This window comes from Cupriavidus alkaliphilus, assembly GCF_014191175.1.
Taxonomy (GTDB): domain Bacteria; phylum Pseudomonadota; class Gammaproteobacteria; order Burkholderiales; family Burkholderiaceae; genus Cupriavidus; species Cupriavidus alkaliphilus.
Window position 1 is genome coordinate 587,403 of sequence record NZ_JACHWE010000003.1, and the last position, 26,916, is coordinate 614,318.

At 68.6% G+C, this 26,916-nt stretch carries 21 protein-coding genes; 5 read left to right on the forward strand and 16 right to left on the reverse strand.

The window, feature by feature from the left end:
- The first annotated feature begins 125 nt into the window (after positions 1–125).
- On the forward strand, positions 126–2,060 hold the full coding sequence (locus tag FHX60_RS14315) for a SurA N-terminal domain-containing protein (RefSeq protein WP_112776981.1): 1,935 nt from the start codon (positions 126–128) through the stop codon (positions 2,058–2,060).
- A gap of 75 nt (positions 2,061–2,135) precedes the next feature.
- On the opposite strand, the gene FHX60_RS14320 is transcribed toward FHX60_RS14315, so the two are convergent.
- A complete protein-coding gene (locus FHX60_RS14320) occupies positions 2,136–2,822 on the reverse strand; it encodes an arylesterase (RefSeq protein WP_183283735.1) in 687 nt (228 codons plus the stop codon).
- Between FHX60_RS14320 and FHX60_RS14325 the strand changes: the two genes are divergently transcribed.
- Positions 2,821–3,519, forward strand: coding sequence for an ABC transporter ATP-binding protein (locus FHX60_RS14325; RefSeq protein ID WP_092316482.1), 699 nt, complete (start codon positions 2,821–2,823; stop codon positions 3,517–3,519). The two genes, FHX60_RS14320 and FHX60_RS14325, sit on opposite strands and share 2 nt — an antisense overlap.
- A gap of 4 nt (positions 3,520–3,523) precedes the next feature.
- Here the strand turns inward: FHX60_RS14325 and pgi are convergent, their stop codons facing one another.
- From pgi to FHX60_RS14375, 10 genes are all read right to left on the reverse strand, one after another.
- A complete protein-coding gene (pgi, locus tag FHX60_RS14330) occupies positions 3,524–5,167 on the reverse strand; it encodes a glucose-6-phosphate isomerase (protein ID WP_183283736.1) in 1,644 nt (547 codons plus the stop codon).
- A 282-nt stretch (positions 5,168–5,449) separates the two neighbouring features.
- Positions 5,450–7,039 (reverse strand): NAD(P)H-hydrate dehydratase, encoded by a 1,590-nt coding sequence (locus FHX60_RS14335; protein ID WP_183283737.1) that lies wholly within the window; start codon positions 7,037–7,039, stop codon positions 5,450–5,452.
- 7 nt (positions 7,040–7,046) lie between these two features.
- Positions 7,047–8,354: a D-amino acid dehydrogenase gene (locus FHX60_RS14340; RefSeq protein ID WP_116602769.1), complete on the reverse strand. Its 1,308-nt coding sequence runs from the start codon at positions 8,352–8,354 to the stop codon at positions 7,047–7,049.
- 45 nt (positions 8,355–8,399) lie between these two features.
- Entirely contained in the window at positions 8,400–9,710 is a 1,311-nt protein-coding gene (locus FHX60_RS14345; protein WP_092316474.1) for a TRAP transporter large permease, read from the reverse strand.
- Entirely contained in the window at positions 9,710–10,261 is a 552-nt protein-coding gene (locus FHX60_RS14350; RefSeq protein ID WP_183283738.1) for a TRAP transporter small permease subunit, read from the reverse strand. Before FHX60_RS14350 ends, FHX60_RS14345 begins: the two co-directional genes overlap by 1 nt.
- 87 nt (positions 10,262–10,348) lie before the next feature.
- Entirely contained in the window at positions 10,349–11,314 is a 966-nt protein-coding gene (locus FHX60_RS14355; protein ID WP_112776976.1) for a TRAP transporter substrate-binding protein, read from the reverse strand.
- A 125-nt stretch (positions 11,315–11,439) separates the two neighbouring features.
- Positions 11,440–12,816, reverse strand: a complete 1,377-nt coding sequence (locus tag FHX60_RS14360) for an amidase (RefSeq protein WP_183283739.1) — start codon at positions 12,814–12,816, stop codon at positions 11,440–11,442.
- A gap of 180 nt (positions 12,817–12,996) precedes the next feature.
- Entirely contained in the window at positions 12,997–14,112 is a 1,116-nt protein-coding gene (locus FHX60_RS14365; RefSeq protein ID WP_183283740.1) for a sensor histidine kinase, read from the reverse strand.
- Between the two features lie 115 nt (positions 14,113–14,227).
- Entirely contained in the window at positions 14,228–14,446 is a 219-nt protein-coding gene (locus tag FHX60_RS14370; RefSeq protein WP_092316465.1) for a DUF2188 domain-containing protein, read from the reverse strand.
- 207 nt (positions 14,447–14,653) lie between these two features.
- Positions 14,654–14,935 carry a hypothetical protein gene (locus FHX60_RS14375; RefSeq protein WP_092316463.1) on the reverse strand — a complete coding sequence of 94 codons (282 nt, stop codon included), beginning with the start codon at positions 14,933–14,935 and terminating at the stop codon, positions 14,654–14,656.
- Between the two features lie 496 nt (positions 14,936–15,431).
- Between FHX60_RS14375 and FHX60_RS14380 the strand changes: the two genes are divergently transcribed.
- Both FHX60_RS14380 and purL read left to right on the forward strand, forming a co-directional pair.
- Positions 15,432–16,031 carry a winged helix DNA-binding protein gene (locus tag FHX60_RS14380; protein WP_092316459.1) on the forward strand — a complete coding sequence of 200 codons (600 nt, stop codon included), beginning with the start codon at positions 15,432–15,434 and terminating at the stop codon, positions 16,029–16,031.
- A gap of 212 nt (positions 16,032–16,243) precedes the next feature.
- Positions 16,244–20,290: a phosphoribosylformylglycinamidine synthase gene (purL, locus tag FHX60_RS14385; RefSeq protein WP_112776972.1), complete on the forward strand. Its 4,047-nt coding sequence runs from the start codon at positions 16,244–16,246 to the stop codon at positions 20,288–20,290.
- Between the two features lie 569 nt (positions 20,291–20,859).
- Here purL and FHX60_RS14390 read toward each other — a convergent pair.
- The 5 genes from FHX60_RS14390 to FHX60_RS14410 form a co-directional block, all read right to left on the reverse strand.
- Positions 20,860–21,654, reverse strand: a complete 795-nt coding sequence (locus FHX60_RS14390; protein WP_062799127.1) for a peptidylprolyl isomerase — start codon at positions 21,652–21,654, stop codon at positions 20,860–20,862.
- Between the two features lie 4 nt (positions 21,655–21,658).
- The gene (locus FHX60_RS14395; RefSeq protein WP_062799129.1) at positions 21,659–21,985 is read right to left on the reverse strand and encodes a BolA family protein; all 327 of its coding nucleotides are present in this window, start codon (positions 21,983–21,985) and stop codon (positions 21,659–21,661) included.
- Positions 21,986–22,029: 44 nt separating this feature from the next.
- A complete protein-coding gene (locus FHX60_RS14400; RefSeq protein WP_092316449.1) occupies positions 22,030–22,569 on the reverse strand; it encodes a septation protein A in 540 nt (179 codons plus the stop codon).
- 45 nt (positions 22,570–22,614) lie between these two features.
- The gene (gene msrB, locus FHX60_RS14405; protein WP_183283741.1) at positions 22,615–23,070 is read right to left on the reverse strand and encodes a peptide-methionine (R)-S-oxide reductase MsrB; all 456 of its coding nucleotides are present in this window, start codon (positions 23,068–23,070) and stop codon (positions 22,615–22,617) included.
- 137 nt (positions 23,071–23,207) lie between these two features.
- Positions 23,208–24,785 carry a protein adenylyltransferase SelO gene (locus FHX60_RS14410; RefSeq protein ID WP_183283742.1) on the reverse strand — a complete coding sequence of 526 codons (1,578 nt, stop codon included), beginning with the start codon at positions 24,783–24,785 and terminating at the stop codon, positions 23,208–23,210.
- Between the two features lie 441 nt (positions 24,786–25,226).
- Here FHX60_RS14410 and FHX60_RS14415 point away from each other — a divergent pair, with 441 nt between their 5' ends.
- Entirely contained in the window at positions 25,227–26,852 is a 1,626-nt protein-coding gene (locus tag FHX60_RS14415) for a 3-(methylthio)propionyl-CoA ligase (RefSeq protein WP_183283743.1), read from the forward strand.
- The last annotated feature ends 64 nt before the right edge of the window (positions 26,853–26,916 follow it).

The following is a 26,916-nucleotide window of genomic DNA, read 5'->3' on the forward strand; positions in this document are numbered from 1 at the left end:
CCGCGAAAGCGGGCGTTTTTCATTTGTGGCCCATGTTCGCCACCCTGCACAAAGGGCGCTTGCCCACCGGCTCCTGATAGAATTGCGGAGTTTGTCTTTCGTGCCAATCCACTACCCGAATCCGCATGCTTGATTTCGTACGCAACAACCGGCGCCTGATGCTCTTGCTGCTGCTGGTGCTTGTTTTCCCGTCGTTCGTGTTCTTCGGCGTGGAAAGCTATTCGCGCTTCATGGACAGCTCGCACGATGCCGCCGAGGTCGACGGCCGGGCCATCAGCGTGCAGGAGGTCGACAACGTGGTGCGCGACCAGAGCGAGCGCGCGCGCCAGATCCTGGGCGCCAGCTATGATCCGCGCCAGTTCGAGGGCCCGGAGGCACGCAAGGCCGTGCTCGAGCAGCTGATCCAGCAGCGCGTGATGGCCAATACGGTGGCCAACGAGCACCTGACGGTGTCGGACGCCAAGCTGCTCGAAGAGATCAACAGCCTGCCGGCGATCGCGCAGCTGCCGCGGGGCAAGGATGGCAAGATCGACGACAAGGCTTACCTGCAGCTGCTGCAGTCGCAGGGCATGACCCCCGAGCAGTTCGATGCGCGCATGCGCTTCGAGCTGGCCACGCAGCAGCTGGGCGCGTCGATTGCCGCGACCGCGTTCGTGCCGAAGTCGCTGATCGAGCGTCTGATGGCGGTGCGCGACCAGCAGCGCGAGGTGCAGGCGCTGCTGTTCAAGCCGGCTGGCTACACCGCCAAGGTGCAGCCCGACGCCGCCGCGCTGAAGGCCTACTATGACAGCCACCAGCAGGACTTCGCGGTGCCGGAGCAGGCCCAGGTCGAATACCTGGTGCTGTCGGGCGAGGCGCTGGCCGCGTCGCAGGCGGTGACGCCGGAAGAGCTGAAGTCGTACTACGAAAGCAATATCGCGCGCTTCCGTGTCGACGAGCAGCGCCGCGCCAGCCATATCCTGATCAGCGCGCCGAAGGATGCGCCGGCGGCGCAGCGCCAGGCCGCCAAGGACAAGGCCACCAGGCTGCTGGAAGAAGTGCGCAAGCATCCGGACAGCTTCGCCGACGTGGCACGCAAGAACTCGCAGGACCCGGGTTCGGCCGAGAAGGGCGGCGACCTCGGCTTCATGGGGCGCGGCGCGCTGGTCAAGCCGTTCGAGGACGCCATGTACGCGCTCAAGGAAGGCCAGATCAGCGACGTGGTCGAGACCGACTTCGGCTACCACATCATCAAGCTGACCGGCACCAAGCCCGCGGAAACCAGGCCGCTGGAGGCCGTGCGCACCGAGCTGGAAGCCGAGCTGCGCAAGCAGTTCGCCGACAAGAAGTTTGCCGAGCAGGCCGATGCCTTCGGCAATACCGTCTACGAGCAGGCCGACAGCCTCAAGCCCGCGGCCGACAAGTTCAAGCTGACCATCCAGACCGCCGACAACGTCACGCGCCAGCCGAATCCGGCGCTGGGCGCGCAGAGCCCGCTGAACAACGAGAAGCTGCTCAAGGCACTGTTCAGCGACGACGCCATCAAGAACAAGCGCAACACCGAAGCCGTGCAGGTCGCCCCCAACACGCTGGTGGCCGCGCGCATCGTCGCGTATCGCCCGGCGACTGTGCGCAAGTTCGAAGAGGTCGAAGCCAAGGTGCGTGAAGGCTATGTCGCGCAGCAGGCGGCGGCGCTGGCGCGCAAGGATGGCGAGGCGCGACTGGCCGCGCTGAAGCAGGCCGACAGTGCCGAGGGCTTTGGCCCGGTGCAGGCGGTGTCGCGCACCAAGGCCGAAGGCATGACGCCGCAGGCCGTGGAAGCCGTGATGCGCGCCGATGCCGCCAAGCTGCCGGCGCTGGTGGGTGTCGACCTGGGTGCGCAAGGCTATGCCGTCTATCGCATCACCAAGGTCAGCCAGCCGGCGCAGGCCAACCCGGCCCAGCGCCAGGCCGAGGCGCAGCAACTGGCGCAACTGGCCGGCCAGACCGACCTGCAGGCTTTCTATGAAAGCCTGAAGGCCCGCTCCAAGGTCAAGCTGCTGACGCCGGCAGGCGCGACGCAGGAGCAGGGCGCCGAGTGAGCCGCGCCGGGCCGGCACCGCGCCGGCCCTGCCAAAAACAAGAACCCCTGCCATGCGGCAGGGGTTTTTTTATGGTCACTTCGCGGCGCTGCGCTTGAGCAGTGGCTTGAGCTGCGGCCACACCGTATCGAGCAATGCGGGCTGCGCCGCGGCGGTGGGGTGGATGCGGTCGGGCTGGAACCAGTCCTGCCGCGCGATCACCTGGTCGAGGAAGAAGGGCACCAGGCGCACCTTGTATTCGCCCGCCAGCCTGGGATAGAGCGAGACGAACTTTTCGGTGTAGTCCTGGCCATAGTTGGGCGGGATGCGCATGCCGATCAGCAACACGCTGGCGCCGGCCTGCTGCGCCGTGGTGACGAGGTTGCGCAGGTTAGCCTCGGTGGACTGCAGCGGCAGGCCGCGCAGCGCGTCGTTGGCGCCGAGCTCGATCACCACGATGGCGGGGCGATGCCGCGACAGCAGCTCGGGCAGGCGGGTCTTGCCGCCGATGGTGGTCTCGCCGCTGATGCTCGCGTTGACGACGCTATAATCGAAGCGCTCTTGCCGCAGCCGGTCCTGCAGCAGCGTGACCCAGCCCGCGCCGCGCGCAATGCCGTATTCGGCCGACAGGCTGTCGCCCAGCACCAGCAGCGCGGGGGCGCTGGCCTTGGCCGCGGCCTTTGCCTGGGCCTGGGCCTGGGCCGGTCCGGCAGCCGCAATCGCCAGCGCCATGCCGGCTGCCAGCAGCAGCCTGCGCTTTTTCCCTCGGATCCCTATATCCATGTCTTCTTCCATTCTTGCAGTCGAATCCCTTGGAAAGACCGTAGCCGACACGACCGGTTCGCTGACGATTTTGCACGACGTGACGTTTTCCGTCACGCCGGGCGAAACGCTCGCCATCGTGGGCGCGTCCGGATCCGGCAAGTCGACGCTGCTGGGGCTGCTGGCCGGGCTCGACCTGCCCAGCACCGGCACGGTGCGGCTGCAGGGCCAGGACCTGTACGCGCTGGACGAAGACCAGCGCGCCGCGGTGCGCGGCCGGCATGTCGGCTTCGTGTTCCAGTCGTTCCAGCTGGTGGCCCACCTGACCGCGCTCGAGAATGTGATGCTGCCGCTGGAGCTGCGCGGTGAAACCGCGCAGGTGCGCGAGCGCGCGGTCGACATGCTGCAGCGCGTGGGCCTGGGCGCGCGCCTGGGCCACTACCCGCGCACGCTGTCGGGCGGCGAGCAGCAGCGCGTGGCGCTGGCGCGCGCCTTTGTGGCGCGTCCGGACATCCTGTTCGCCGATGAACCGACTGGCAGCCTCGATACCGCCACCGGCGAAGCGGTGATCGCGCTGATGTTCGAACTGAACCGCGACGCCGGCTCGACGCTGGTGCTGGTCACGCACGACCGCTCGGTGGCGTCGCGCTGCGGGCGCGTGCTGACCATCGACGCCGGCCGCGTGGCCAGCGACGAATGGATCGGCGCCGAGGTCTAGCGGGCTAGCTGGCCGCGTCCGCCTGCAGCACCGCGCGGGCACGCGCGATCAGCGCGGCGGTGGAGGCGTCGTGCTGGCCGGTGGCGGTGCCGGCCAGTTCGGCCTCGATCGGCCGCGCCAGGATCTTGCCCAGCTCCACGCCCCACTGGTCGAACGAGTTGATGCGCCATACCACGCCCTGCACGAAGGTGCGGTGCTCATACAGCGCAATCAGCGCGCCCAGCACATTGGGCGTCAGGTCTTTCATCAGCAGCGTGTTGCTGGGGCGGTTGCCGTCGAACACCATATGCGCGATGCGCACTTCATCCTTCAGCCCGGCGGCGCGCAGCTCGTCGGCGCTGCGTCCGCGCATCAGCGCCTCGGCCTGCGCGAAGCAATTGGCCAGCAGCTTGGCGTGATGGCCCGGCAGGCGTCGCGGCGGCACCAGCGGCGCGACGAAATCGACCGGCACCACCTGCGAGCCCTGGTGGATCTGCTGGAAATACGCGTGCTGCCCGTTGGTGCCGGCCGTGCCCCACACCACCGGCGACGTATGCGTACGGATGGGCTCGCCGTCGAGCTGCACGGACTTGCCGTTGCTCTCCATCTCCAGCTGCTGCAGGAAGGCCGGGAACAGCTCCAGCGAGGTGGAGTAGGGCGCCATGCAGCTGGTGGGCAGGTTCCAGAAGTTGCGGTACCAGATGCCCAGCATGCCGAGTATCACCGGCATGTTGCGCTCCAGCGGCGCGCTGCGGAAATGCTCGTCCATCGCGCGTCCGCCCGCCAGCAGGTCGGCAAAGGCATCGAAGCCCACCGCCAGCGTGATCGACAGGCCGACCGACGACCACAGCGAAAAGCGTCCGCCGATCCAGTCCCAGAACTCGAACATATTGGCCGGGTCGATGCCGAATTCGCGCACCGCCTCGGTATTGGTCGAGACCGCGACGAAGTGCTTGGCCAGGTCCTGCTCGGCCACGCCGCCGGCGACAAACCACGCGCGCGCGCTGCGCGCGTTGGCCATGGTCTCGAGCGTGGTGAAGGTCTTGGAGCAGACGATCACCAGGGTGCGCTGAGGATCCAGCCGCACCAGGGTCTCGGCCAGGTCGGTGCCGTCGACATTGGAGACGAAGTGCATGCGCGGCCCGGTCTGGCCGTCGGCATCGGCCAGGTGCGACAGCGCCCGGCACACCATGCGCGGCCCAAGGTCGGAGCCGCCGATGCCGATGTTGATGACATCGGTGATACGCTCGCCGGTCGCGCCCTTCCAGGCGCCGCTGCGCACGCGCGCGGAGAAATCGCGCATGCGCGCCAGCACCTGCTGGATGGCCGGCACCACGGCTTCGCCGTCGACCTTGTAGCCGGCGCCGGCGGTGGCGCGCAGGGCCACGTGCAAGGCCGCGCGGTCTTCGGTGGTGTTGATATGCTCGCCCGCGAACATCGCGTCGCGACGGCGGGTGACTCCGGCCTCGGCCGCGAGCTGCATCAGCAGGCGCATCGTCTGCGCCGTGATGCGGTTCTTCGAGTAATCGAGATAGAGGCCGGCGGCCTCGAGCGAGCATTGCGCGACGCGCTGTGCGCCTTCGCGATCGAACCAGTCGCGCATCTGGGCGTCGCGAAGGGTGTCATGGTGCCGCAGCAGGGCATTCCAGGCGTGAAGGTCAGTGGGCATGCAGGACTAGCGTGCAGGACTAGCGGGTTGCAGGGCGCGAGCCGCGTGGCATTGCCGGCTTGCAAGACGGAGCGGTAAGTATATCGCCAGCGATCGCGGCATCGAGGCTCGCGGCGGCGTCATATCGTTACCACTTGCAACATAACAGCCGCGGCGCCGAGCGGGTATCGGACGTTGTCTGACGGCAGGTGCGGCGGGCGCCGCCGGTAGTCGCAGAAACGCGCACCTCACGCGCACCTCACGCGCGCCTCACGGGCGTAATACACGCGCATTACGCGCGTACTACGCGTGCGCTGTGCTCAGCAACTGGTTGAATACGCCGCGTGCCGGCGCATACAGTTCGCTCGCCGTGACGCCTGCCGGGCCCGTGCCTTGTTCGACCAGCACATCGGCGGCACGGCCGTGGATCCACACTGCCGCCTGCGCCGCGGGCAGCGGCGCCATGCCTTGCGCCAGCAGCGCGCCCAGCATGCCGGCCAGCACGTCGCCGGTGCCGGCGCTGGCCAGCGCCGCGTTGCCGGTCGGGTTCAGCGTGCACGGGCTGCCGTCGGGCGCGGCGATCACGCTGCCCGATCCCTTCAGCACCACCACCGCCTGCCATTGCGCGGCCAGCGCCGCGGCGGCGGCGGGGCGGTCGCGCTGGATCTCGGCCACCGGCACGCCCATCAGCCGCGCGGCCTCGAGCGGGTGCGGCGTCATCACGGTGGCTGCGCCGCGCGTGGCCAGCGCGCCGGCCAGCGCCGGATCGGAGGCCAGCACGTTCAGCGCATCGGCATCCAGCACCAGCGGATGCGTCGTAGCCTGCAGCAGCCGCGCGAACTGCTGGCGGGCGTTGATATCGGTGCCCATGCCCGGGCCGATCACCAGCGCCGACATCGACGCGAGCGCCAGTGCGTCGACCGCGTGCAGCATCAGTTCCGGATGCAGCGGATCGAGCAGCGGCGCCGGCTGCGCCAGGAAGCCGATATGCACCTTGCCCGCGCCGAGCCATTGCGCGGCCCGTGCGCCGAGCAGGGGCGCGCCGGTCATGCCGAGGTTGCCGCCGATCACGGCGAGCGCGCCATGCGTGCCCTTGTTGCTGGCGTGGCGACGGCGCGGCAGCGCGGCACCGAACAGCGCGGGGCCGTTCACCAGGCCCTGCGGTGCTTCGCGCGGAGGATAGTCCAGGCCGATCGGCGCGATCTCGACCGCGCCGGCGCAGTCGCGCCCGTCCAGCGTCAGCAGGCCGGGCTTGGCGGCGATGAAGGTCAGCGTGCGCCGGGCGTGCACGGCCGGCGCGCCCGCGCCGGTGTCGGCGGACAGGCCGCTGGGAATGTCCAGCGCAAACACCGGCAGCGCGCCGCGGTTGAGTTGGGCGATCCACCACGCCATGCGGCCGTCGGCGGGGCGGTTCAGGCCGATGCCCAGCAGGCCGTCGACGATCGCGGCGGTGCCGGCGGGCCAGTGCGCGTCCTGCGCGGGGTCCACCTCCGCCATCACGCTCGAGGGCACGCCCGCGGCCTGCGCCTGCTGCCACGCGGTGGCGGCATCGGCGGGCAGGCGCTGCGGATCGGCGGCGAGCCAGACCTGCACCGCGCGGCCGGCGCGGTGCAGCTGCGTGGCGGCGACCAGCGCGTCGCCGCCGTTATTGCCGGGCCCGGCCAGGAACAGCAGCGGGCCGTCGGGCGCATGGCAGGCGAGCCAGCGCGCCGCCGTCGTGCCGGCGCGCGACATCAGCGTGGAGGCCGGCAGCTGGGCCAGCGCGGCATGCTCGATGCGGCGGATCGCGGCCACGCCGTAGAGTGGCACGGGGGCCGGCGCGGCCGCATCGAGGGCAAGCCAGCTGTGTTCGTGGTCGGTGGGCGTGATGACGGTGGCGGCAGGGCGGGTCATGTCGGGCTTAATTGGGCGGCCCCAGCCCGTAGCGGTCGGGCAGCAGGCCTTCCATGTCGATGTCCGGGCCGCCGCGGCCGGCGCAGGCGCCAGCGCTGGCGGCGATCTGGTCAGCCGCAATCTTGCCTGATCCGCAGCTCATCGCCCAGCCCGTCGAACCATGGCCGAGGTTCAGGAACAGCCCGGGCACCGCGGTGGGGCCGATCAGCGGCGGGCCGTCGGGCAGCATCGGCCGGGCGCCGGCCCATTGCGTGGCTTCCTGGTAGTTGCCGGCCACCGGGAACCAGTCCCGCGCGACCTTGATCAGCGTGTTCAGCGCGGCGGGGCGCAGGTCGAGCCGGCGCGAGCCCAGTTCCGCGGTGCCGGCCACGCGCAGCCGGTTGCCCATGCGCGTCATCGCCACCTTGTACGACTCATCCATCAACGCCCCCAGCGGCGCCTGCAGTTCGTCGCGGATCATCACCGTGACCGAATAGCCCTTGACCGGATACAGCGGCACGCGCAGGCCCAGCGGGCGCAGCAGCGCGGTACTGTCGGCGCCGGCGGCGACCAGCACGCGGTCGGCAGCGAGCACTTCCGCCGCACCCTGGCGGCCGGCTCCTGGCAGCTCGATCTCCAGCTTGCCGGCCGCGCCGGGCCGGACGCGCGCCACCGGGGTGTCGAAGCGGAACGACACGCCCGCGGCCTGCGCATGCCGGTGCAGCGCGCGCACGAACATCGGGCAGTTGCCGGATTCATCCTCGGGCAGGTGCAGCCCGCCGGCCAGCGGCGTGCCGGCGGCCAGGCCCGGTTCGATCCGGCGGCATTCGCCGGCGCTGACCAGCCGGTGCGGCACGTTGTTCTCGCGCAGCAGGGCGATGGCGGGCCCGGCCAGGTCCAGGTCGCGCGCGGTGCGGAACAGCTGCAGGTAGCCCTGCGATTGCTCGTAGTCGATTTCCAGTTCGCTGCGCAGCCGGTGCAGGCAGGCGCGGCTGTAGAACGCCAGCCGCTGCATGCGCAGCTTGTTGGCGCGGTAGCGCTCGAGCCGGCATTCGCGCAGCCAGCGCGCGATCCAGCGCCACATGGCCGGATCGGCGGCGGGCCGGAACAGCACCGGCGCCTCGCGCGCAAAGAGCGTGCGCAGGATCTTGGCCGGCATGCCGGGCGCGGCCCAGGGCGTGACGTAGCCGGGCGCGATCACGCCGGCATTGCCGAAGCTCGCTTCCTGGGCCGGCGCGCCGCGGCGCTCGAGCACGGTCACGTCGAAGCCGGCCTGCCGCAGGTACCACGCGGAACTGACGCCGATCGCGCCGGCGCCGATGACGATCACATGCATCGGTCTGGCAACCTCCGTGCGCGTCCGTTGCGGTATCCCGCCATGCTATTTGACTTCCTGCTGCATGACCATGTCCGGCAGCCAGGTCACCACGCCCGGCCAGATCGTGACGATGGCGATCGCCACCACCATCATCATGAAGAACGGCAGCGAGACCCGCGCGATGTAGTTGCTATCCTTGCCGGTCATGCTCTGCAGCACGAACAGGTTGAAGCCGACGGGCGGTGTCACTTCGGCAATTTCCACCAGCAGCACGATGAAGATGCCGAACCAGACCAGGTCGAAGCCGGCCGCCTGCACCATCGGCAGCACCGTGGCGGTGGTCAGCGCGATCATCGAGATGCCGTCCAGCGCCGTGCCCAGCACGATGTAGATCACCGTCAGCACCGCGATCAGCGCCCACGGCGACAGCTGCAGCGCGGCCACCCACTCGGCCAGCGCGCGCGGGATGCCGGTAAAGCTCATGGTGACCGACAGGAACGAGGTCGCGCCCAGCACGAACATGATCATCGCGGTCAGGCGCGTGGCCGACATCAGGCTGTCCCAGAATGCCGCGCGCGTCAGCGAGCCGCCGGCCCAGGCCAGCGCCAGCGATGCGACCACGCCATAGGCGGCGGCTTCGGTCGCGGTGGAGTAGCCGGTCACCATGATGCCGGTGATGAAGGCGATCAGCACGATGCACGGCAGCAGCTGCCGGAGCGACGCCAGCCGCGCGCGCCAGTTGAAGTGCTCCGACGCCGGGGTCTTGTCCGGGTTGGCCAGCGCCCAGACCACGATGTAGCCGGAGAACAGCAGCATCAGCAGCAGCCCGGGGATGAAGCCCGCCAGGAACACGCGGATGATCGACACGTCCGCCGAGACCGCGTACACCACCATCGTGATCGACGGCGGGATCAGGATGCCGAGCGTGCCGGCGCACGACAGCGAGCCCAGCGTGATGCGCTCGTCGTAGCCGCGCCGCGTCAGTTCGGGCAGGGCCGACTTGGCGATGGTGGCGCAGGTGGCCGCCGACGAACCCGAAACCGAGCCGAAGATGCCGCAGCCCAGGATATTGACGTGCATCAGCCGCCCGGGCAGCCAGCTCAGCCATGGCGACAACCCGCTGAACATCTGCTCCGACAGCCGGGTGCGAAACAGGATCTCGCCCATCCACACGAACAGCGGCAGCGACGCCAGGGTGTACGAGGCGCTCGATGACCACCACGCATTGGCCAGGCTGACCAGCGCCTCGCGGTCCGAGAACACCACCAGCCCGAGCCACGAGGTGACCGCGATGGCCACCGGGATCCATGCGCCCAGCGCGAGGAAGACGATCAGCACAAGCAGCAGGATCAGTGCAACGACGACAGTGCTCATCAGACCGTCTCCCCGAAATCGCCGGCGGCAAGCTTGGCTTCCTGGGCCAGCTGGTAGCGCGGCTTCTGGCGCCGCACCACGCGCAGCCATTCATCCGCGACCGCCAGCAGGAACCCCGCGCAGCCCAGCACCGCGAAACTCTGCGGTATCCACAACGGGATCACGATCTGGCCCTGCGAGACATCGCCGATCTCCCAGCTCTGCCAGGCAAAGGTGCCCAGGGCCCAGCTTGCATAGGCGGCGAACAGCAGGCAGATGGTCAGCGAGACCAGTTCCAGCAGCCAGCGCCGGCGCGGGCCGAGCGCCGACAGCAGCATCTCCACGCGCACGATGCCGCCATGCTGGAAGGTCTGTCCGAGCACCAGGAAGGCGGAGGCGGCGCACAGCCAGGCCACGATGTCGTCGCCGCCCTTGAAGATCACCGTGGTTTCGCGCGACAGCGACATCAGGATCATGATCAGGCAGACGGCCAGGATGCACAGCGCGCCGAGCACGGCGAACAGGTCCAGCACGCGGTCGAGCCAGCGCTTGGAAGAGGGGGCAGTTGGCATGGTGGGCGGCGCAGGGGAAGGATGGGCTTCCTGCATCGCAGCCGGCGCGGCCGCGATGCAGGCGCTGGAGTGGGTGGGCCCGCGGGGTTACTTGCGGTAGGCGTCGAGGATGGCCTTGCCGTCGGCGCCCGCGCTCTTGGCCCAGTCGTCCACCATGGTCTGGCCGAGTTTCTGCATGTCGGCCTTGAGCTGCGGCGACGGTTGCTGCACCGTCATGCCGTTCTTGGCGAGCGTGGCCAGGTACTCCTTGGTCTTCTGCTCCGACACCTGCCAGCCGCGCTTCTCGGCGTCGGCGACGGCCTTGAGCAGCGCGTCCTGGGTGGGTTTGTCGAGCGCGGCGAAGGCCTTCTTGCTGACCACCAGCATGTTCTTGGGCAGCCAGGCATCGACCGGATAGAAGTACTTCACGCTCTCCCACACCTTGGTGTCGACGCCGGTCGCACCCGACGACATGAAGGAGTTGACGGTGCCGGTGGCCAGCGCCTGCGCCAGGTCGGCGGCCTGGATGGTCACGGGCTGGGCGCCGACCAGCTCGGCGATGCGCGAGGTGGCGGGATTGTAGGCGCGCCACTTCAGGCCCTTCATGTCGGCGGCCGAATTGATCGGCTTGTTGGCGTAGATGCCCTGCGGCGGCCAGGCCACCGCGTACAGCAGCTTCAGCCCCTGCTTGTCCAGCACCTTCTCCGTGACCGGGCGCGATGCCTGCCACAGCTTGTAGGCATCGGCATAGCTGGTGGCCAGGAACGGCACCGCGTCGACGCCGAATATCGGATTCTCGTTGGCCAGCAGCGACATCAGGATCTCTCCCATCTGCACCTGGCCGGTCTGCACGCCGCGCTTGATCTCGTTGGCCTTGAGCAGCGACCCGTTGGGATGCAGCACGATCTTGAGCTTGCCGCCGGTGGCCTTGTCGACATCGCTCGCCATCTGCTGCAGGTTCTCGGTGTGCAGGTTGGCGACGGGGTAGCCGGTGGGCAGGTCCCACTTGGTGTCCGCCTGTGCCGCCACGGCGGCCAGCATCAGCGTGGCCGCGATCATTGCCTTGACTCGCATCTCGATCTCTCCTGGTGTGCGCGCGGGGGCGCGGTTGTACAGCGGGTTGCGTACTACCTGGTGCCACGCGCAGGCCTGGCTCCGAACCGGGCGCGTGGCGCAAGATCAACGGCGCGGCGGCGGGCTCAGTCGTCGCGCGCTGGTGGCTGCACGACGGGCTGCACGATGCGCTCCAATGCAAGCGCCGTGCCGAGCAGCGCGGCGTCGCGCATCGGCCCGTGCGACAGCATCAGCCCGACCGGCAGTTCGTCCGGCGCGTGGCAGGGCATGGACAGCGAGCAGCCGTCGAAGAAATTGAAGGCGGAGGTATTGCGCAACAGCAGGGCATTGACGCGGAAGAAGTGCGCGTCATCGGTGCGCAGCGGCCCGATCTCGGGCGCCACCATCGGCACGGTGGGGCAGACCACGGCGTCGAACCCGGCCAGCCGGGCTTCCATGCGGGCGATCCAGTCCAGCCGGGCGCGGCCCAGGTCGATATAGTCGGCGGCGCTCACGCCGGCGCCGCGGTCGATGCGCGACGCCACGCGCGCATCGTAGCGGTCGCGGCGGGCCGCCAGCAGGTGGCGGTGGATGGCATAGGCCTCGGCCGCGCTGAAGCCGCCCTGAGCGTTCAGCGCGGCCAGTTCGCCGAGTTCGGGCAGGTCGACATGCTCCAGCCGCACGCCGGCGGCCGACAGCCGGCCCAGCGCGCGGTCGAAGGCGCGCGCCACCACCGGATCGAGATCGTCCAGCAGCAGCTGGCGCGGGATCGCCAGCCGCGTGGCGGCGGGATCGGTCACGCGCGGCAGCACCGCGCTGTCGGCAATCACGCTGTCCACCGCAATGCAGTCGCCGACCGTGCGCGCCATGGCGCAGGCGGTGTCCAGCGTGTACGACAGCGGGAACGCCCCCGCCAGCGGCACGCGCCGCGCGGTGGGCTTGAAGCCGGTGATGCCGCACAGCGCCGCCGGGATGCGGATCGAGCCGCCGGTGTCGCTGCCCAGCGCGGCCACCGCCAGCCCCAGCGCCACCGATACCGCCGCGCCCGACGACGACCCGCCCGGGATGCGCGCGGGGCCGCTGCCGCCGGCCGGATTGACGGGCGTGCCGTAATGGGGATTGATGCCCACACCCGAGAACGCGAATTCGGTCATGTTGGTGCGCCCGACCAGGGCCGCGCCGGCCGCGCGCAGCCGCGCCACCACCGGGGCGTCGGCGGCGGCCGGCGCGGCGTCGGCGCGCACCAGTGAGGCGGCGCGGGTGACCTCGCCGGCCACGTCATACAGGTCCTTGACCGAGACCGGCAGGCCCGCCAGCGGATGCAGCGCCTTGCCGGCCCGGCTGGCGGCGTCGGCGGCGCGCGCCACCTGGGCGGCGGCCTCGAAGGTGCGGTGCAGGAACACGGCCTCGGCCGCCGGCGTGGCCGCCCGGGCCGCGGCCTGCTCGACGATCTGCGCGCGGCTGGTGGCGCCGTCGCGCAGGCGGGCGTTGAGGGTATCGAGGTCGGGAAGCATCAATGGCATGGGTCTGCAAATGGGGGGGCGGATACGCACGCGGCGCGCGGGGGCGGGGCGGGCCCCGCCGCGGAACCGTCCCGCGCAGTCGCCGAGGCGTAGCGTGGGAACCTCAAGGGTAGCAAGAAGCCCTGCAGGGCGACAGATAGGGATGGCCTTTATATGATGGTGCCCGGGCCGCGCCGCCGGCTACGCATGCCGCGGCAGGCAGAGCTCGAACACGGTTCCGGCCTTATCCGAGCGGACTTCGATCGACCCGTGGTGGGCCTTGGCGATTTCGCTGGCGATATACAGCCCGAGCCCCAGGCCGGGAGCGTTCTTGTCGTGCGGACCCTCGCCTCGCCTGAGGGGGTTGAAGATCTGGTCCAATGTCTGCGGATCGATCGGCGGGCCGCTGTTCCAGACCGCGACACGGACCTCCGCATCGTCGCCGGTCGCGACCACGCGGACCGGCGCGTCCCCTGCGCCGTACGTGACCGCATTGGTGACCAGGTTGGAAAGCAGCTGCTGCAGCCGCAGGCCGTCCCAGACGCCCTGCACGTTGCCATGGACCGCGAATTCGATGCGGTGGTCCGGGTGGGCGGCGCGCAGCTGGTCCACGGCATCGCCAAACACCTGCGCCAGGTCGATGCCGGCCGGCGCGATATTGATACCCAGGCCAAGCTTGGTCCGGTTGAAGTCGCACAGGTCGTCCAGCAGCGCATTCATGCGGGCGCCGCTGCGGATAAGCCGGGCCGCGGCTTCCGAGACCTTCTCCCCGGCATTCAGCGCCGCCAGGAAGTGCGCGGTGGACTGGATGGTCTGCAAGGGGCTGCGCATGTCGTGTCCCAGCATGCCGAGCAGCAGGTTGCGCGCCTGCTCGACCTGCGCATCGAAATAGCCCACCGATTCGGCGACGGCCTGGTCGATGGCCTCGTTGAAACGGATCATGTCATCGAGATCCGGCGGGTCCGGCAGGCAGGCATCGATCCACAGGCTAAGCACGCTGGCGCGCAGGGCCCGGTACTCGGCCACCATCTGGTTGATGTTGAAGCCGTGCCGCGCCCGCAGCAGCGCGTGGGTCTGGGCCGCGGTTTCCGGTGCATCGGCCAGGCGCGGAGCCCGCCCCATCGACTTCTCACGCTGGGCGTGGCGGGTTTGCGGGATCGACAGGTCCTTGGCCACGGCCCGCAGGATATAAACCGCGTGGTTGCGCAGCGCGAGTGAATCCATGTGTCTGGCGGCCGGCATCTGGGTGGCGGCAAACGCCTCCCATTCCGTCAGGATGCGGCTCATGTCGCGCAAGATGAAGTCAGCAAGTCGCATGTCTGCTCCGGCAGGATTGGGCGAACCCGTCTATATACCTGGGTGGGAGCCATCTTACGCTGATTGTCGGCGCGGCCGATGACCGCAGGGCCATGGGCCGGCGAGATCCCCGATATCAGCCCTGTGATTCCCCGGTGCTGCCAGCGGCCACGCGCAGGCGCAGGCCACCGTCGTGGCGATGGATATGCAGTTCGCCGTTTTGCTGCCTGGCCTGCGCCCATCCCGCCGAGATGGCGTCCTCGAGCGTCCGGAACCGTTGCGGCTGGGGAAAGCTGTCGGAGTCCAGCGTCCAGCCAGAGTCGACCGGTGTAACGCGAATGATTCGCGCTTGCATATTGCCTCCCGGGTCAGGGCCAGAAAAAAAGCGCCCGCTACGTGTAGCGGGCGGTCGAAGCCGAATGGGTGAACGCATTCGGCAGTTCGATATTGCCGCGCCATGGTCGCCATAGCATAGCCCTACTCAAGAGGTAGCGTGGCAGAAATGCATCACGTCTTGATGCTTCGGGGTCGTGCGGAAGACAGGCGGCACGCCGGCCCGGCGTCAGGCCGGTTCCGCGCGATAGGCCGACCAGTAATAGTGGCTGTGCCGGTTATGGCGCGCGAGCTTCTTCACGATAAAGAGCCTGACCGTGCCGAGATGGCCGGCCTCGACCAGCACCTCATGGTGATTGGGCGCGTCCGCCGTCGCGCGCGGCAGGGTCTGCAGCGCGGCGGCGACATGGTGTCCCTGCACCTGCGCCAGTATGCCGTTCGCCCCCGGCACCGGATACTCTGGCGTTGCCGCCGGCAGGTGGCAGCTTGCCGCCCGTTTGCTGTTGCCCATGCCTAGCTCCGCCCGGGCACGATGCGCACGCCGTCCCGGCAGACCTCGATCTGAGGCTGGTGGCCATAGGCGCGCAGCAGCCGGACATCGCTCCTGGCGGAAGCCGGAATGTCCTGGCGGCAGGCCAGGGCGCTGCGGCTGATGTGATACGCACCGCAGCCGGGGCACAGGTAAAGATAGCCGCGGGGCGCGGCGCGCGTGCGCTCGGCAGCAGCGCCGCAAAGGGGGCAGTTTGCAGGTTCGGGCGACATGGGGGCTCGGATTGGTACTGTATGGATATACAGTATAGCGTCTTCGGCTGGTCTGGGAAGAGTCCGAAACGCGGTGACGCCTGTCCGGCTTCCCAGGCCGGAGGCGCCGTCCGAAATGTCGTTTTATTCGTGGTAATTCACCGATAAACTGTCAGGCCAAAGGCGGCGTCCGGCGGCTCGGTCCCGCGAAATCTGGTCCCCGAACCGCCGTCAACGCCGCCCTCCATCGAAAGGAATCGTCCCCCATGTCACGCAAGCCAGCCGAAAGCGCGCCCGCCACCGCGGCCGCCGCGGTCGCCGATACCCCTGCCGGCAGGCCAGCCACCGCACTGTCGCGCGCCGCCGGCGCGAATATCGTGTCGTCGTCGCACCTGGTGTCGGTGCGCAGTCCCGAGCTGTCGGAATTCGAGTTCGGCCTGAACACCGCCTACAACGCCTACAGCCGCTGGGTGGTGCGCTGCATGGGCGCGGCCGGCGTGCGCGACCTGACCTTCCTCGACGTGCTGGTGCTGCACCACGTCAACCACCGCGGCCGGCCCAAGCGGCTGGCCGATATCTGCTTCGTGCTCAACGTGGAAGACACGCACCTGGTCACCTATGCGCTGAAGAAGCTGCAGGGGCTCGGGCTGGTGAGCGGGGAGCGGGTGGGCAAGGAGGCCACGTACTCGACCACCGATGCGGGCGCCGAGGCGTGCTCGCGCTACCGCGAGATCCGCGAGCAATGCCTGACCAGCAATTTCACCGCAGGCAGCGAAGAGAATGCCGAGATCGGCGAACTGGCCCGGCTGATGCGGGTATTGACCGGCCTGTACGAGCAGGCGGCGCGGTCGGCAACGTCACTCTGAGCCGTTCCTTGCCATCAAGTGATGCATAAGCATTATCACGCCGGACCGTAACACGGCGCCTTGCTGATGTCGCAGTGCAAAAAGCGGGTGCCGGCAAGGTACAATAGCGGTTTCCCGCCAGCCGGCACCCCATGCAGCGGTGCCGAGCAAGCAGCAGCCCCCTACCAGGCCCGTACCAGGCTTTACCTCCACGCCTCCCGACCGCTACGATCATGGCGCATTTCTCGTGCTTCCCCGGCGCTTTGGCGCTCTCCGCCTTCCGTCAGCAACGCCTGCTCACCGCTCTCCGGCAAATCGACGCCGATATCGAGTCGGTGCACGGCCAGTTCCTGCATTTCGTCGATGCGCAAACGCCGCTGTCGGCCGACGACCAGTCGCGCGTGGCGGCGCTGCTGACCTATGGCGCACCGTTCGCCGAGCAGCCCGAGGGCGACCGCTTCGTGGTGATCCCGCGCTTCGGCACGATCTCGCCGTGGGCCAGCAAGGCCACCGACATCGCCCACAACTGCGGCCTGACCCATATCCACCGCATCGAGCGCGGCATCGAGATCACCGTGGTTTGCAAGAAGGGCCTGCTGCGCGGGCGCAAGTCGCTGGATGCGGACACCCGCGCGGCGGTCGCCGCGCACCTGTTCGACCGCATGACCGAGACCGTGGTCGCGTCGCGTGACGATGCCGCCGGCCTGTTCCAGGAACTGCCGGCCAAGCCGCTGCGCTTTATCGACATCTCCGCCGGGCGCAGCGCGCTGGCCGCGGCCAACGTCGAGATGGGCCTGGCGCTGTCCGAGGACGAGATCGACTACCTGGTCGACGCCTACGCGAAGCTGGAGCGCAACCCGACCGACGTCGAGCTGATGATGTTCGCGCAGGCCAACAGCGAACACTGCCGCCACAAGATCTTCAACGCCACCTGGACCATCGACGGCGTGCAGCAGGACAAGTCGCTGTTCGCGATGATCCGCAATACGCACCAGCTCAATCCGCAGGGCTCGATCGTGGCCTATTCGGACAACTCGGCGGTGATGGAAGGCGACGTGGCCGAGCGCTGGTTCCCGCGCGGCGATGACCACAAGTACGGCCGCCACGAGGCGCTGACCCACACGCTGATGAAGGTGGAGACGCACAACCACCCGACCGCGATCTCGCCGTTCCCGGGCGCCTCCACCGGCGCCGGCGGTGAAATCCGCGACGAGGGCGCGACCGGCCGCGGCGCCAAGCCCAAGGCCGGCCTGACCGGCTTCACGGTGTCCAACCTGATGCTGCCCGATGCCGTCGAATCCTGGGAAAACGACCGCGACGCGGCCCAGCCGGTGGCGCACCGCAACCCCGACGACAAGGCCGGCGTGACCGGCAAGCCCGACCGCATCGCCTCGCCGCTGCAGATCATGATCGACGGCCCGCTCGGCGGCGCCGCGTTCAACAACGAATTCGGCCGCGCCAACCTGGGCGGCTACTTCCGCGTCTACGAGCAGAACGTCGGCGGCACCGTGCGCGGCTACCACAAGCCGATCATGATTGCCGGCGGCATCGGCAATATCGACGCCTCGCACACGCACAAGAACCCGCTGCCGGCCGGCACGCTGCTGATCCAGCTGGGCGGCCCGGGCATGCGCATCGGCATGGGCGGCGGCGCCGCCAGCTCGATGGCGACCGGCACCAACACCGCCGACCTGGACTTCGACTCGGTCCAGCGCGGCAACCCGGAAATGGAGCGCCGCGCGCAGGAAGTGATCAACGCCTGCTGGCAGCTTGGCGACGCCAACCCGATCCTGTCGATCCACGACGTCGGCGCGGGCGGCATCTCCAACGCCTTCCCGGAACTGGTGGACGGCGCCGACCGCGGCGCGCGCTTCGACCTGCGCCAGGTGCACCTGGAAGAGTCCGGCCTGTCGCCGGCGGAAATCTGGTGCAACGAGTCGCAGGAGCGCTATGTGCTGGCGATCGCGCCGGACAGCTTCCCGCAGTTCCAGGCCATGTGCGAGCGCGAGCGTTCGCCGTTCGCCGTGGTCGGTATTGCCACTGAAGAGAAGCAGCTGCAGCTGGTCGACGCCAGCGTCGACGCCGCGCTCAAGGAACACTACGCCGTCAACATGCCGATGGACGTGCTGCTGGGCAAGCCGCCGCGCATGCATCGCGACGTCAAGCGCGTCGAGCAGCCGCTGCCGGCCGTGGACGTGACCGGCATCAGCCTGGAGCAGGCCGTGCGCGACGTGCTGCGCCACCCGACCGTGGCCAGCAAGTCGTTCCTGATCAGCATCGGCGACCGCACCGTCGGCGGCATGAACGCGCGCGACCAGATGGTCGGTCCGTGGCAGGTGCCGGTGGCCGACGTGGCCGTGACCACGCTGGACTACAAGGGCAACGCCGGCGAGGCGATGACCATGGGCGAGCGTACCCCGCTGGCCGTGATCGACGCGCCGGCGTCGGGCCGCATGGCGATCGGCGAGGCGCTGACCAACCTGGCCGCGGCACCGGTCAAGGACCTGGGCAAGGTCAAGCTCTCGGCCAACTGGATGGCCGCCTGCGGCGTCGAGGGCGAGGACGCGAAGCTTTACGACACCGTGCACGCCGTGGGCATGGAACTGTGCCCGGCGCTGGGCATCAGCATCCCGGTCGGCAAGGATTCGCTGTCGATGCGCACCAAGTGGCAGGACCAGGGCGTCGACAAGGAAGTGGTCGCGCCGGTGTCGCTGATCATCTCGGCCTTTGCCGCGGTGGACGACGTCAACCGCACGCTGACGCCGCAGCTGCGCACCGACGCCGGCGACAGCGTGCTGATCGCCATCGACCTGGGCCGCGGCAAGAACCGCATGGCCGGCAGCATCCTGGCGCAGGTGACGCAACAGGTGGGCGATAGCGCCCCCGACGTCGACAATGCCGAGGACCTGAAGAACTTCTTCAACGTGATCCAGCGCCTGAACCGCGACGGCAAGCTGCTGGCCTACCACGACCGCTCCGACGGCGGCTTCATGGCGGCGCTGGCGGAAATGGCCTTTGCCGGCCATTGCGGCATCTCGCTCAACGTCGACATGCTGGCGCTCGATCCGCAGCAGGAGCAGGACTACGGCGACGCCAAGAACTGGGCCCAGCAGGTCGCCGAGCGCCGCAACGACCAGACCCTGCGCGCGCTGTTCTCCGAAGAACTGGGCGCGGTGGTGCAGGTGCGCATGGAAGACCGCGACGCCGTGTTCGCGGTGCTGCGCGAGGCCGGCCTGTCGGCATGCAGCCACGTGGTCGGCAAGCCCAACACCACCGACCAGGTCGAGATCTACCGTGACGCGAAGAAGGTGTTCGGCGCCTCGCGCACCGACCTGCAGCGCAACTGGAGCGAGGTCAGCTGGCGCATCGCGCGCCTGCGCGACAACCCGGCCTGCGCCGACAGCGAATACGACCGCCTGCTCGACGCCGCCGACCCCGGCATCAGCCCGGTGCTGACGTTCGATCCGGCCGAAGACGTGGCTGCGCCGTTCGTCGCCACCGGCGCCCGTCCGCGCGTGGCGATCCTGCGCGAGCAGGGCGTCAACTCGCAGATCGAGATGGCGTACAGCATGGACCGCGCCGGCTTCGACACGCACGACGTGCACATGAGCGACCTGATCGCCGGCCGTGCCAACCTGGCGGACTTCCAGGGCTTCGTGGCCTGCGGCGGCTTCAGCTACGGCGACGTGCTGGGCGCGGGCGAGGGCTGGGCCAAGACCATCCTGTTCAACGCGCAGATGGCCGAGCAGTTCGCGGCCTTCTTCAACCGCCAGGACACCTTCGCGCTGGGCGTTTGCAACGGCTGCCAGATGATGAGCAACCTGGCCCCGATCATCCCGGGCGCCGGCGCCTGGCCCAAGTTCACGCGCAACCAGTCCGAGCAGTACGAGGCGCGCTATGTCACGGTCGAGGTGCAGTCGTCGCCGTCGATCTTCTTCGCCGGCATGGAAGGCAGCCGCATCCCCATCGTGGTCGCGCACGGCGAAGGGTTTGCCGACTTCTCGCAGCAAGGCAATATCGACCAGGCCCATGTGGCGCTGCGCTTTGTCGACAACTACGGCGTGGTCACGCAGACCTATCCGCTCAACCCGAACGGCTCGCCGGACGGCATCACCTCGGTGACCACTGTCGACGGCCGCTTCACCGTGCTGATGCCGCACCCCGAGCGCGTATTCCGCGCCGCGACCATGAGCTGGGCGCCGGACGCGTGGAAGCAGGTTGCCGACGGCGGCAGCCCGTGGATGCGGATGTTCCGCAATGCGAGGAAGTGGGTGGGGTAAGGCGCTGCGCCAAGGCAACCAACTGCTGACGGTCGAGCCTCCCCCGTTTGCGGGGAGGAGAGCAGTTGGGGGGGCACCGGTATCTGGCGGTCATGACTTCGTCGATACGCCCGCCCTCACCTCAACCCTCTCCCGCAAGCGGGAGAGGGAGCACGCAAGCGGAATTTGCAAAGCCAGAGGGATCTGGCGCAGCCGAGGGATCCACCTGAGCCACAAAGCCAGGCGTCAGGCGGCAGCCACACCTTGCGGCCTCGAACTCCACCCCACGCACGCATACGTCAGCATCCGCGTGCCCTCATATCCGCGCGCAGGCACCAGCGCGCCGCTGGCCAGTTGATAGGCCACGACCGCATGCAGCGTCTTTTCCGGGGAATACCTGTCCCGCAGGGGCAGGTGGGGATGGAGCCGGCGCCAGCCGGGGGCGGCGCCGTCCAGTGTGGTCCAGGCCAGTGCGCAATAGCACAGGCCCCGGGACGAGAGATGCCAGAGCTGCCAGTAGCGGCCGGTCGTCTGCACGCGCGCTGCATCCTTGAGGGCTGCAGGGCCGGCGGGGGCGACCGGCCCGCGGCTTACTGGATCTTGGCCTTGTCCTTCAGGGCCTTCATCATGGCCTGGAACTGCTCGCGTTGCCAGTTCTGGTCGCCCATCAGCATCTGCGTCAGCTGCGGCTTCACTTCTTCGAACGACGGGATCTTGGCATCGCGCACGTCGACCAGTTCGATGATGTGCCAGCCGAACTGGGTCTTGACCGGGGTGTCGGTCATCTGGCCCTTCTTCAGGCCGGTCATCGCCGCCGAGAACTCGGGCACGTAGCTGCTGCTGTTGGCCCAGTCCAGGTCGCCGCCGTTGGCGGCCGAGCCCGGGTCCTTCGATGCGGCCTTGGCCTGGTCCTCGAACTTGGCGCCGCCCTTGATCTTGGCGATGATGGCCTTGGCGTCGGCTTCCTTTTCCACCAGGATATGGCGGGCATGGTATTCCTTGCCGTTGCCGAACTGCGACTTGATCTTGTCGTATTGCTTGCGCAGCTCGGCGTCGCTGGCGCCGTGGGTCTTGACGTAGTCTTCGAACACCGCGCCGGCCAGCACGTTCAGGCGGGCCTGTTCCAGTTGCTCCTGCACGTCGTCGCGCTGGGTCAGGCCGCGCTTGTTGGCTTCCTGCACGAGCAGTTCGCGGTCGATCAGCATGTTGCGGGCGCGCGTGCGCAGCTCCGGGCTGTCGGGCTGGCCGGTGCCGGCGATCAACTTGTCCAGCTTTGCCGACGGAATGGCCTTGCCATTCACGACGGCGGCATTCTGGGCGATGGCCGGCAGGCTGCCGGCAGCAAGCACAGCCGCCAGGCTGAACGAGAGGACGGTGGTCTTCATGGAATCAGGTCTGAGAGTTGCTGGAAGAATCGCGTGAGGGTGCGAGGGATTGTGCGCGGGATTGGTACTCTTGGTCGGTGAACGCAGTCACGGCGAGGGCGTGGATCTGCGTGGGGAACAGACCGCGCAGCGCATCATACACCATGCGGTGTCGGGCAACCCGGTTGTGACCCGCAAAGCGCTCGCTGACGATTGTCACGTCGTAATGTCCGCCGCCGGACGCGGCGCCGGCGTGTCCGGCGTGCAGCGCGCTGTCGTCGCGCACGGCCAGGTGGCTGGGGGCGAGCGCTGCGCGCAGCATCGCCTCGATCGTGGCGGGATCGGCTGCCATCAGTAGTTTCCTTCGGTTCGTAAGGGTGGGGCGCGGCGGCGCCGTCAGTCCTGGGTGTTTTCGGGCATGTGGCGCGACAGCCAGACGCTTTGCGCGACGATGAAGACCAGCATCAGCCCCATGCTGCCGAACAGCTTGAAGTTGACCCAGGCCTCGGTCGAGAACTGGTAGGCCACGTACAGGTTGAGCACGCCCATGGCGGCGAAGAAGCCGGCCCAGGCGACATTCAGTCGCGCCCACACCGGATCGGGCAGGGACACCTGCTTTTCCATCATGGCGCGGATCAGGTTCTTGCGCCACACCAGCACCGAACCCAGCAGCGCGGCCGCGAACAGCCAGTACAGCACGGTCGGCTTCCACTTGATGAAGGTCTCGTTGTGCAGCACCAGCGTGGCGCCGCCGAAGACCGCGATGATCAGCAGGCTGACCCACTGCATCGGCTCGACCTTGCGGTGGCGGAACCAGACCCAGCCGATCTGCACCACCGTGGCGCCGATGGCCACGGCGGTGGCGGTGTAGATGTCGGCCAGCTTGAATGCGGCAAAAAACAGGATGACCGGGAACAGGTCGAACAGGAATTTCATGCGGGTCCAGGTTGTGTCCGGCATCGTGGCCGGACCATTCAGGCATCAGGGCTGCGGGTCGCGTTTGGGCGCTTCGGCAGCGTGGGCATCATCCGCCGCACGCTGGGCCGGGTCGCGATCGTCGAATTTTAGCGCAGCCGAGTTGATGCAATAGCGCAGGCCGGTCGGCGCCGGGCCATCCTCGAACACGTGGCCCAGGTGGCTGCCGCATTCCTTGCAGCGGACTTCGATGCGCGTCATGCCGTGGCTATGGTCGACATGCTCGGCAATGACCTCGCCGTTGATCGGGCGGAAGTAGCTGGGCCAGCCGCAGCCGGCATCGAACTTGGTGGAGGATTCGAACAGCGGCGTGCCGCAGCCCACGCAATGGTAGATGCCCTGGTCCCAGTGGTCCCAGTAGCGCCCGGTGAACGGGCGCTCGGTGGCGGCCTCGCGGGTCACGCGGTATTCAATGTCGGAGAGTTGTGCACGCCACTCGGCGTCGGTCTTGGTGGTAGTCATGGTTGTCCTCGCGGAGTTGCTTGGAGTCGGTTGCCGGTCAGGCGTTCATCCGCGTTGGTCGCCGGCGCTGCGCGAACCTTACACCGGCGCGCGCCAGCTTGCAGACGCGCGCCGCGCGTCGCGGCCGGCCGCGGCCGTCAAGACGAGCAGCTGACCTCCAGCCCCGCGGCCCAGTCCGGCGGCAGCGCCGCGTAGTGCTCGGCCTCGGGCTGTTCGTCGAACGGGCGCGACAGCACCGCCAGCAGCCGGTCCACCTCGCTGAAGTCCTTGTCCTCGCGCGCGCGGCGGATGGCGGTCTCGGCCAGGTGGTTGCGCAGCACGTACTTGGGGTTGACCGCCAGCATTTCCAGTTCGCGCACGGCATCGTGCGATTGCTCGGCGCGCAGGCGCACGCGGTAGTCGGCCACCCAGGCGTCGAAGGCGGCGCGGTCGAGGAACAGGTCGCGTACCGGCGCGTCGCGCGAGGCATCGGTGGACGAAATCCCGCACAGCTTGCGCCAGAACAGCGTGTAGTCCACGCGCTGGCCGTGCAGCAGCTGGAACAGGCTGGTCAGCAGCGGCTCGTCGGTCTTGTCGTCGCCGCCGGCGGGCGGACGCAAGCCCAGCTTGGCGCGGTAGTGGCGGAAGAACGCCGCGGCGTAGCGCTCGCGGAACGGGTCCAGCGCGGCGCGCGCGGCTTCTACCGCGGCGTCGCGCGCGCCTTCCTGGTCGGCCTGTTCGGGCGGCAGCCACAGCGGCAGCAGCGCCTGCGCCAGGCAGTGCAGGTTCCAGAACGCCACCTGCGGCTGCTGGCTGTAGGCGTAGCGCCCCTGCGTGTCGGAGTGGTTGCAGATATGGTTGGCGTCGAACGCATCGAGGAAGCCGAACGGGCCGTAATCGATGGTCAGGCCCAGGATCGACATGTTGTCGGTGTTCATCACGCCGTGGCAGAAGCCCACCGCCTGCCAGTGCGCGATCAGGTCGGCGGTGCGCAGCGAGACCTCGCGCAGCAGCGCCTGGTACGGCTGGCTGTCGTCGCGGCAGGCGGGCATGAAATTGTCGATGACGAAATCCGCCAGCTTGCGCAGCGCGGCCACGTCGTCGTGCGCGGCGAAATGCTCGAAGTGCCCGAAGCGGATGAAGGTGGGCGACAGCCGCGTCACGACCGCGGCGGTCTCGATGGTCTCGCGCCGCACCGGCGCGTCGGACCCCATGATCGACAGCGCGCGCGTGGTCGGCACGCCCAGCGCCGCCATCGCCTCGGAGCACAGGTACTCGCGGATCGACGAGCGCAGCACCGCGCGCCCGTCGGCCATGCGCGAATAAGGGGTCAGGCCCGCGCCCTTGAGCTGGATCTCCCAGGGGCCGGTGTCGGTTTGCGCCTGCGCCAGGCGGATGGCGCGGCCGTCGCCGAGCTGGCCGGCCCAGACGCCGAACTGGTGCCCGGAATAGACCGTCGCCAGCGGATCGGCCCAGTCGGGCACCTGGTTGCCGATAAAGGTGTCGATGAAGTCCGGCTGGCTGCCGACGCTGGCGTCCCAGCCCAGCAGCGCCGCGGCGGCCGGCGCCACGCTCACCAGGTACGGCGATGGCAGCGGCGTGGGACGCAGGCGCGTGAAGAACTGCGGACCCAGCTCGGCAAAGCCGGGCGCGGTCGGGAATGGCAGCGGCAGGGTCACTGGCGTGGCGGTATCGGCTGCGGATTGCGGAGCTTGCGGCGGGGGCGTGTCTGGCATCGCGTAGGGGCGCTGGGGCGACGGTTGGCAGTGCGCTTTCGGTGCCCTCGGCGCGGCGCGGCGGCACGCTTCGGAGGCGGTGCGGCGCGGCATGCGGAAGGCACGAAAATGCGATGGTGGCTAGGGAAAACGACATGTTGAGGTGCAACATGTCACGCAGTATTGTACGTCCTCAACGGTACCAGACCGCGGCACCAGAGCGCGCCCGGCCTGGACATGCCGCCATGCACCGCAAGGTTATTTCCCGCCTTCACTTAGCCCATGAATCCGGTGCATGGACCTCCGCAGAATTGCGGGCCCCGACGACAGCAACTCGACGCCAGTACGGCAGTGCACGACCGGATCGGCTCCTTGCCGATGCCAAACATGCGAACGACCGTCCAAAAATAGTACGGTTGTTCGTTTTTCGGTGGGACAGACCAGAATTCAGGAGGCAGGTTCATGGCATTGATGGGTCAAATGATGAGCGCACCGCTGCTCATTTCCTCCATCATCAAACACGCCGCGCGTTATTACGGCAGCACCGAGATCGTCTCGCGGCGCACGGAGGGCGACCTGCATCGCTATACGTACCGCGATTGCGAGCTGCGTGCCCGCAAGCTGGCGCAGGCGCTCGGCGCGCTCGGCGTGAAGCAGGGCGAGCGGGTCGGCACGCTGGCCTGGAACGGCTACCGCCACCTGGAGGTCTACTACGGCGTGTCCGGCATGGGCGCCGTCTGCCATACAGTCAACCCGCGCCTGTTCCCCGAGCAGATTGCCTATATCGTCAACCACGCGGAAGACGGCTACATCTTCTTCGACCTGACCTTCCTGCCGCTGGTCGAGGGCGTGGCCCCGCATTGCCCCAACGTCAGGGGCTGGGTGGCGATGACCGACCGCGCGCACATGCCCGCCGAAGCCAAGGTGCCGCTGCTGTGCTACGAGGAATTGCTCGACGCCCAGGACGGCAACTACGAATGGCCGCAGTTCGACGAGAACCTCGCGTCGAGCCTGTGCTACACCTCGGGCACCACCGGCAATCCGAAGGGCGCGCTGTATTCGCACCGCTCCACGGTGCTGCACTCCTACGCGTCGGCCATGCCGGATGCGCTGGGCTGCTCGGCCAGCGACGTGATCCTGCCGGTGGTGCCGATGTTCCACGTCAATGCCTGGGGCCTGCCGTATTCGGTGCCGCTGGTCGGCGCCAAGCTGGTGCTGCCGGGACCCAAGCTCGACGGCGCCTCGCTCTATGAGCTGTTCGAGCAGGAAAAGGTGACCTTCTCCGCCGGCGTGCCGACGGTGTGGCTTGGCCTGCTGCAGCATATGCAGGCCAACCAGCTCAAATTTTCCACTTTCCGCCGCACCGTGATCGGCGGCTCGGCCGCGCCGCCGGCGATGATCCGCGCGCTCGAGGCGCTGGACGTGGAGGTGATCCACGCCTGGGGCATGACCGAGATGTCGCCGCTGGGCACCGCGAGCAAGCTGCTGGCCAAGCACCATGACCTGCCCGATGCCGAGCGCCACAAGATCCAGGAAAAGCAGGGCCGCGTGATCTACGGCGTCGACATGAAGATCGTCGATGGCGAGGGCAAGGAACTGCCGTGGGACGGCAAGGCCTTCGGCGACCTGCTGGTGCGCGGGCCGTGGATCATCGACCGCTATTTCCGCAACGACGCCAGCCCGCTGGTCGACGGCTGGTTCCCGACCGGCGACGTCGCCACCATCGATGCCGACGGCTTCATGCAGATCACCGACCGCAGCAAGGACGTGATCAAGTCCGGCGGCGAATGGATTTCGTCGATCGATATCGAGAACGTCGCCGCCGCGCATCCGGCGGTGCACATGGCGGCCTGCATCTCCGCCTACCATCCCAAGTGGGACGAGCGCCCGCTGCTGGTGGTGGTGAAGAAGCCCGGCGCCGAGGTCAGCCGCGAGCAACTGCTGCAGTTCTTCGAAGGCAAGGTCGCCAAGTGGTGGATTCCGGACGACGTGGCCTTTGTCACCGAGATTCCGCTGACGGCCACCGGCAAGATGCAGAAGCTGCGTCTGCGCGAGCAGTTCAAGGACTACAAGCTGCCGACTGCCTGAGGCCGGCAGGCCAGCATCCGGTGCGCCGGCCGGCTTGCGGCACGGCGCTGCCGGGACCGGCCGC

Bases quoted from the DNA above. Each gene is read 5' to 3' on its own strand.
- FHX60_RS14325 (WP_092316482.1), top strand. From the start codon at position 2,821: ATGTCTTCTTCCATTCTTGCAGTCGAATCCCTTGGAAAGACCGTAGCC.
- FHX60_RS14355 (WP_112776976.1), bottom strand. From the start codon at position 11,314: ATGCGAGTCAAGGCAATGATCGCGGCCACGCTGATGCTGGCCGCCGTG.
- FHX60_RS14395 (WP_062799129.1), bottom strand. From the start codon at position 21,985: ATGGCAGCCGATCCCGCCACGATCGAGGCGATGCTGCGCGCAGCGCTC.
- FHX60_RS14410 (WP_183283742.1), bottom strand. From the start codon at position 24,785: ATGCCAGACACGCCCCCGCCGCAAGCTCCGCAATCCGCAGCCGATACC.
- pgi (WP_183283736.1), bottom strand. From the start codon at position 5,167: ATGCCCACTGACCTTCACGCCTGGAATGCCCTGCTGCGGCACCATGAC.
- FHX60_RS14350 (WP_183283738.1), bottom strand. From the start codon at position 10,261: ATGCCAACTGCCCCCTCTTCCAAGCGCTGGCTCGACCGCGTGCTGGAC.
- FHX60_RS14415 (WP_183283743.1), top strand. From the start codon at position 25,227: ATGGCATTGATGGGTCAAATGATGAGCGCACCGCTGCTCATTTCCTCC.
- FHX60_RS14365 (WP_183283740.1), bottom strand. From the start codon at position 14,112: ATGCGACTTGCTGACTTCATCTTGCGCGACATGAGCCGCATCCTGACG.
- FHX60_RS14380 (WP_092316459.1), top strand. From the start codon at position 15,432: ATGTCACGCAAGCCAGCCGAAAGCGCGCCCGCCACCGCGGCCGCCGCG.
- purL (WP_112776972.1), top strand. From the start codon at position 16,244: ATGGCGCATTTCTCGTGCTTCCCCGGCGCTTTGGCGCTCTCCGCCTTC.
- FHX60_RS14315 (WP_112776981.1), top strand. From the start codon at position 126: ATGCTTGATTTCGTACGCAACAACCGGCGCCTGATGCTCTTGCTGCTG.
- FHX60_RS14320 (WP_183283735.1), bottom strand. From the start codon at position 2,822: ATGGATATAGGGATCCGAGGGAAAAAGCGCAGGCTGCTGCTGGCAGCC.
- FHX60_RS14370 (WP_092316465.1), bottom strand. From the start codon at position 14,446: ATGCAAGCGCGAATCATTCGCGTTACACCGGTCGACTCTGGCTGGACG.
- FHX60_RS14345 (WP_092316474.1), bottom strand. From the start codon at position 9,710: ATGAGCACTGTCGTCGTTGCACTGATCCTGCTGCTTGTGCTGATCGTC.
- FHX60_RS14360 (WP_183283739.1), bottom strand. From the start codon at position 12,816: ATGCCATTGATGCTTCCCGACCTCGATACCCTCAACGCCCGCCTGCGC.
- FHX60_RS14375 (WP_092316463.1), bottom strand. From the start codon at position 14,935: ATGGGCAACAGCAAACGGGCGGCAAGCTGCCACCTGCCGGCGGCAACG.
- FHX60_RS14400 (WP_092316449.1), bottom strand. From the start codon at position 22,569: ATGAAATTCCTGTTCGACCTGTTCCCGGTCATCCTGTTTTTTGCCGCA.
- FHX60_RS14335 (WP_183283737.1), bottom strand. From the start codon at position 7,039: ATGACCCGCCCTGCCGCCACCGTCATCACGCCCACCGACCACGAACAC.
- FHX60_RS14340 (WP_116602769.1), bottom strand. From the start codon at position 8,354: ATGCATGTGATCGTCATCGGCGCCGGCGCGATCGGCGTCAGTTCCGCG.
- FHX60_RS14390 (WP_062799127.1), bottom strand. From the start codon at position 21,654: ATGAAGACCACCGTCCTCTCGTTCAGCCTGGCGGCTGTGCTTGCTGCC.
- msrB (WP_183283741.1), bottom strand. From the start codon at position 23,070: ATGACTACCACCAAGACCGACGCCGAGTGGCGTGCACAACTCTCCGAC.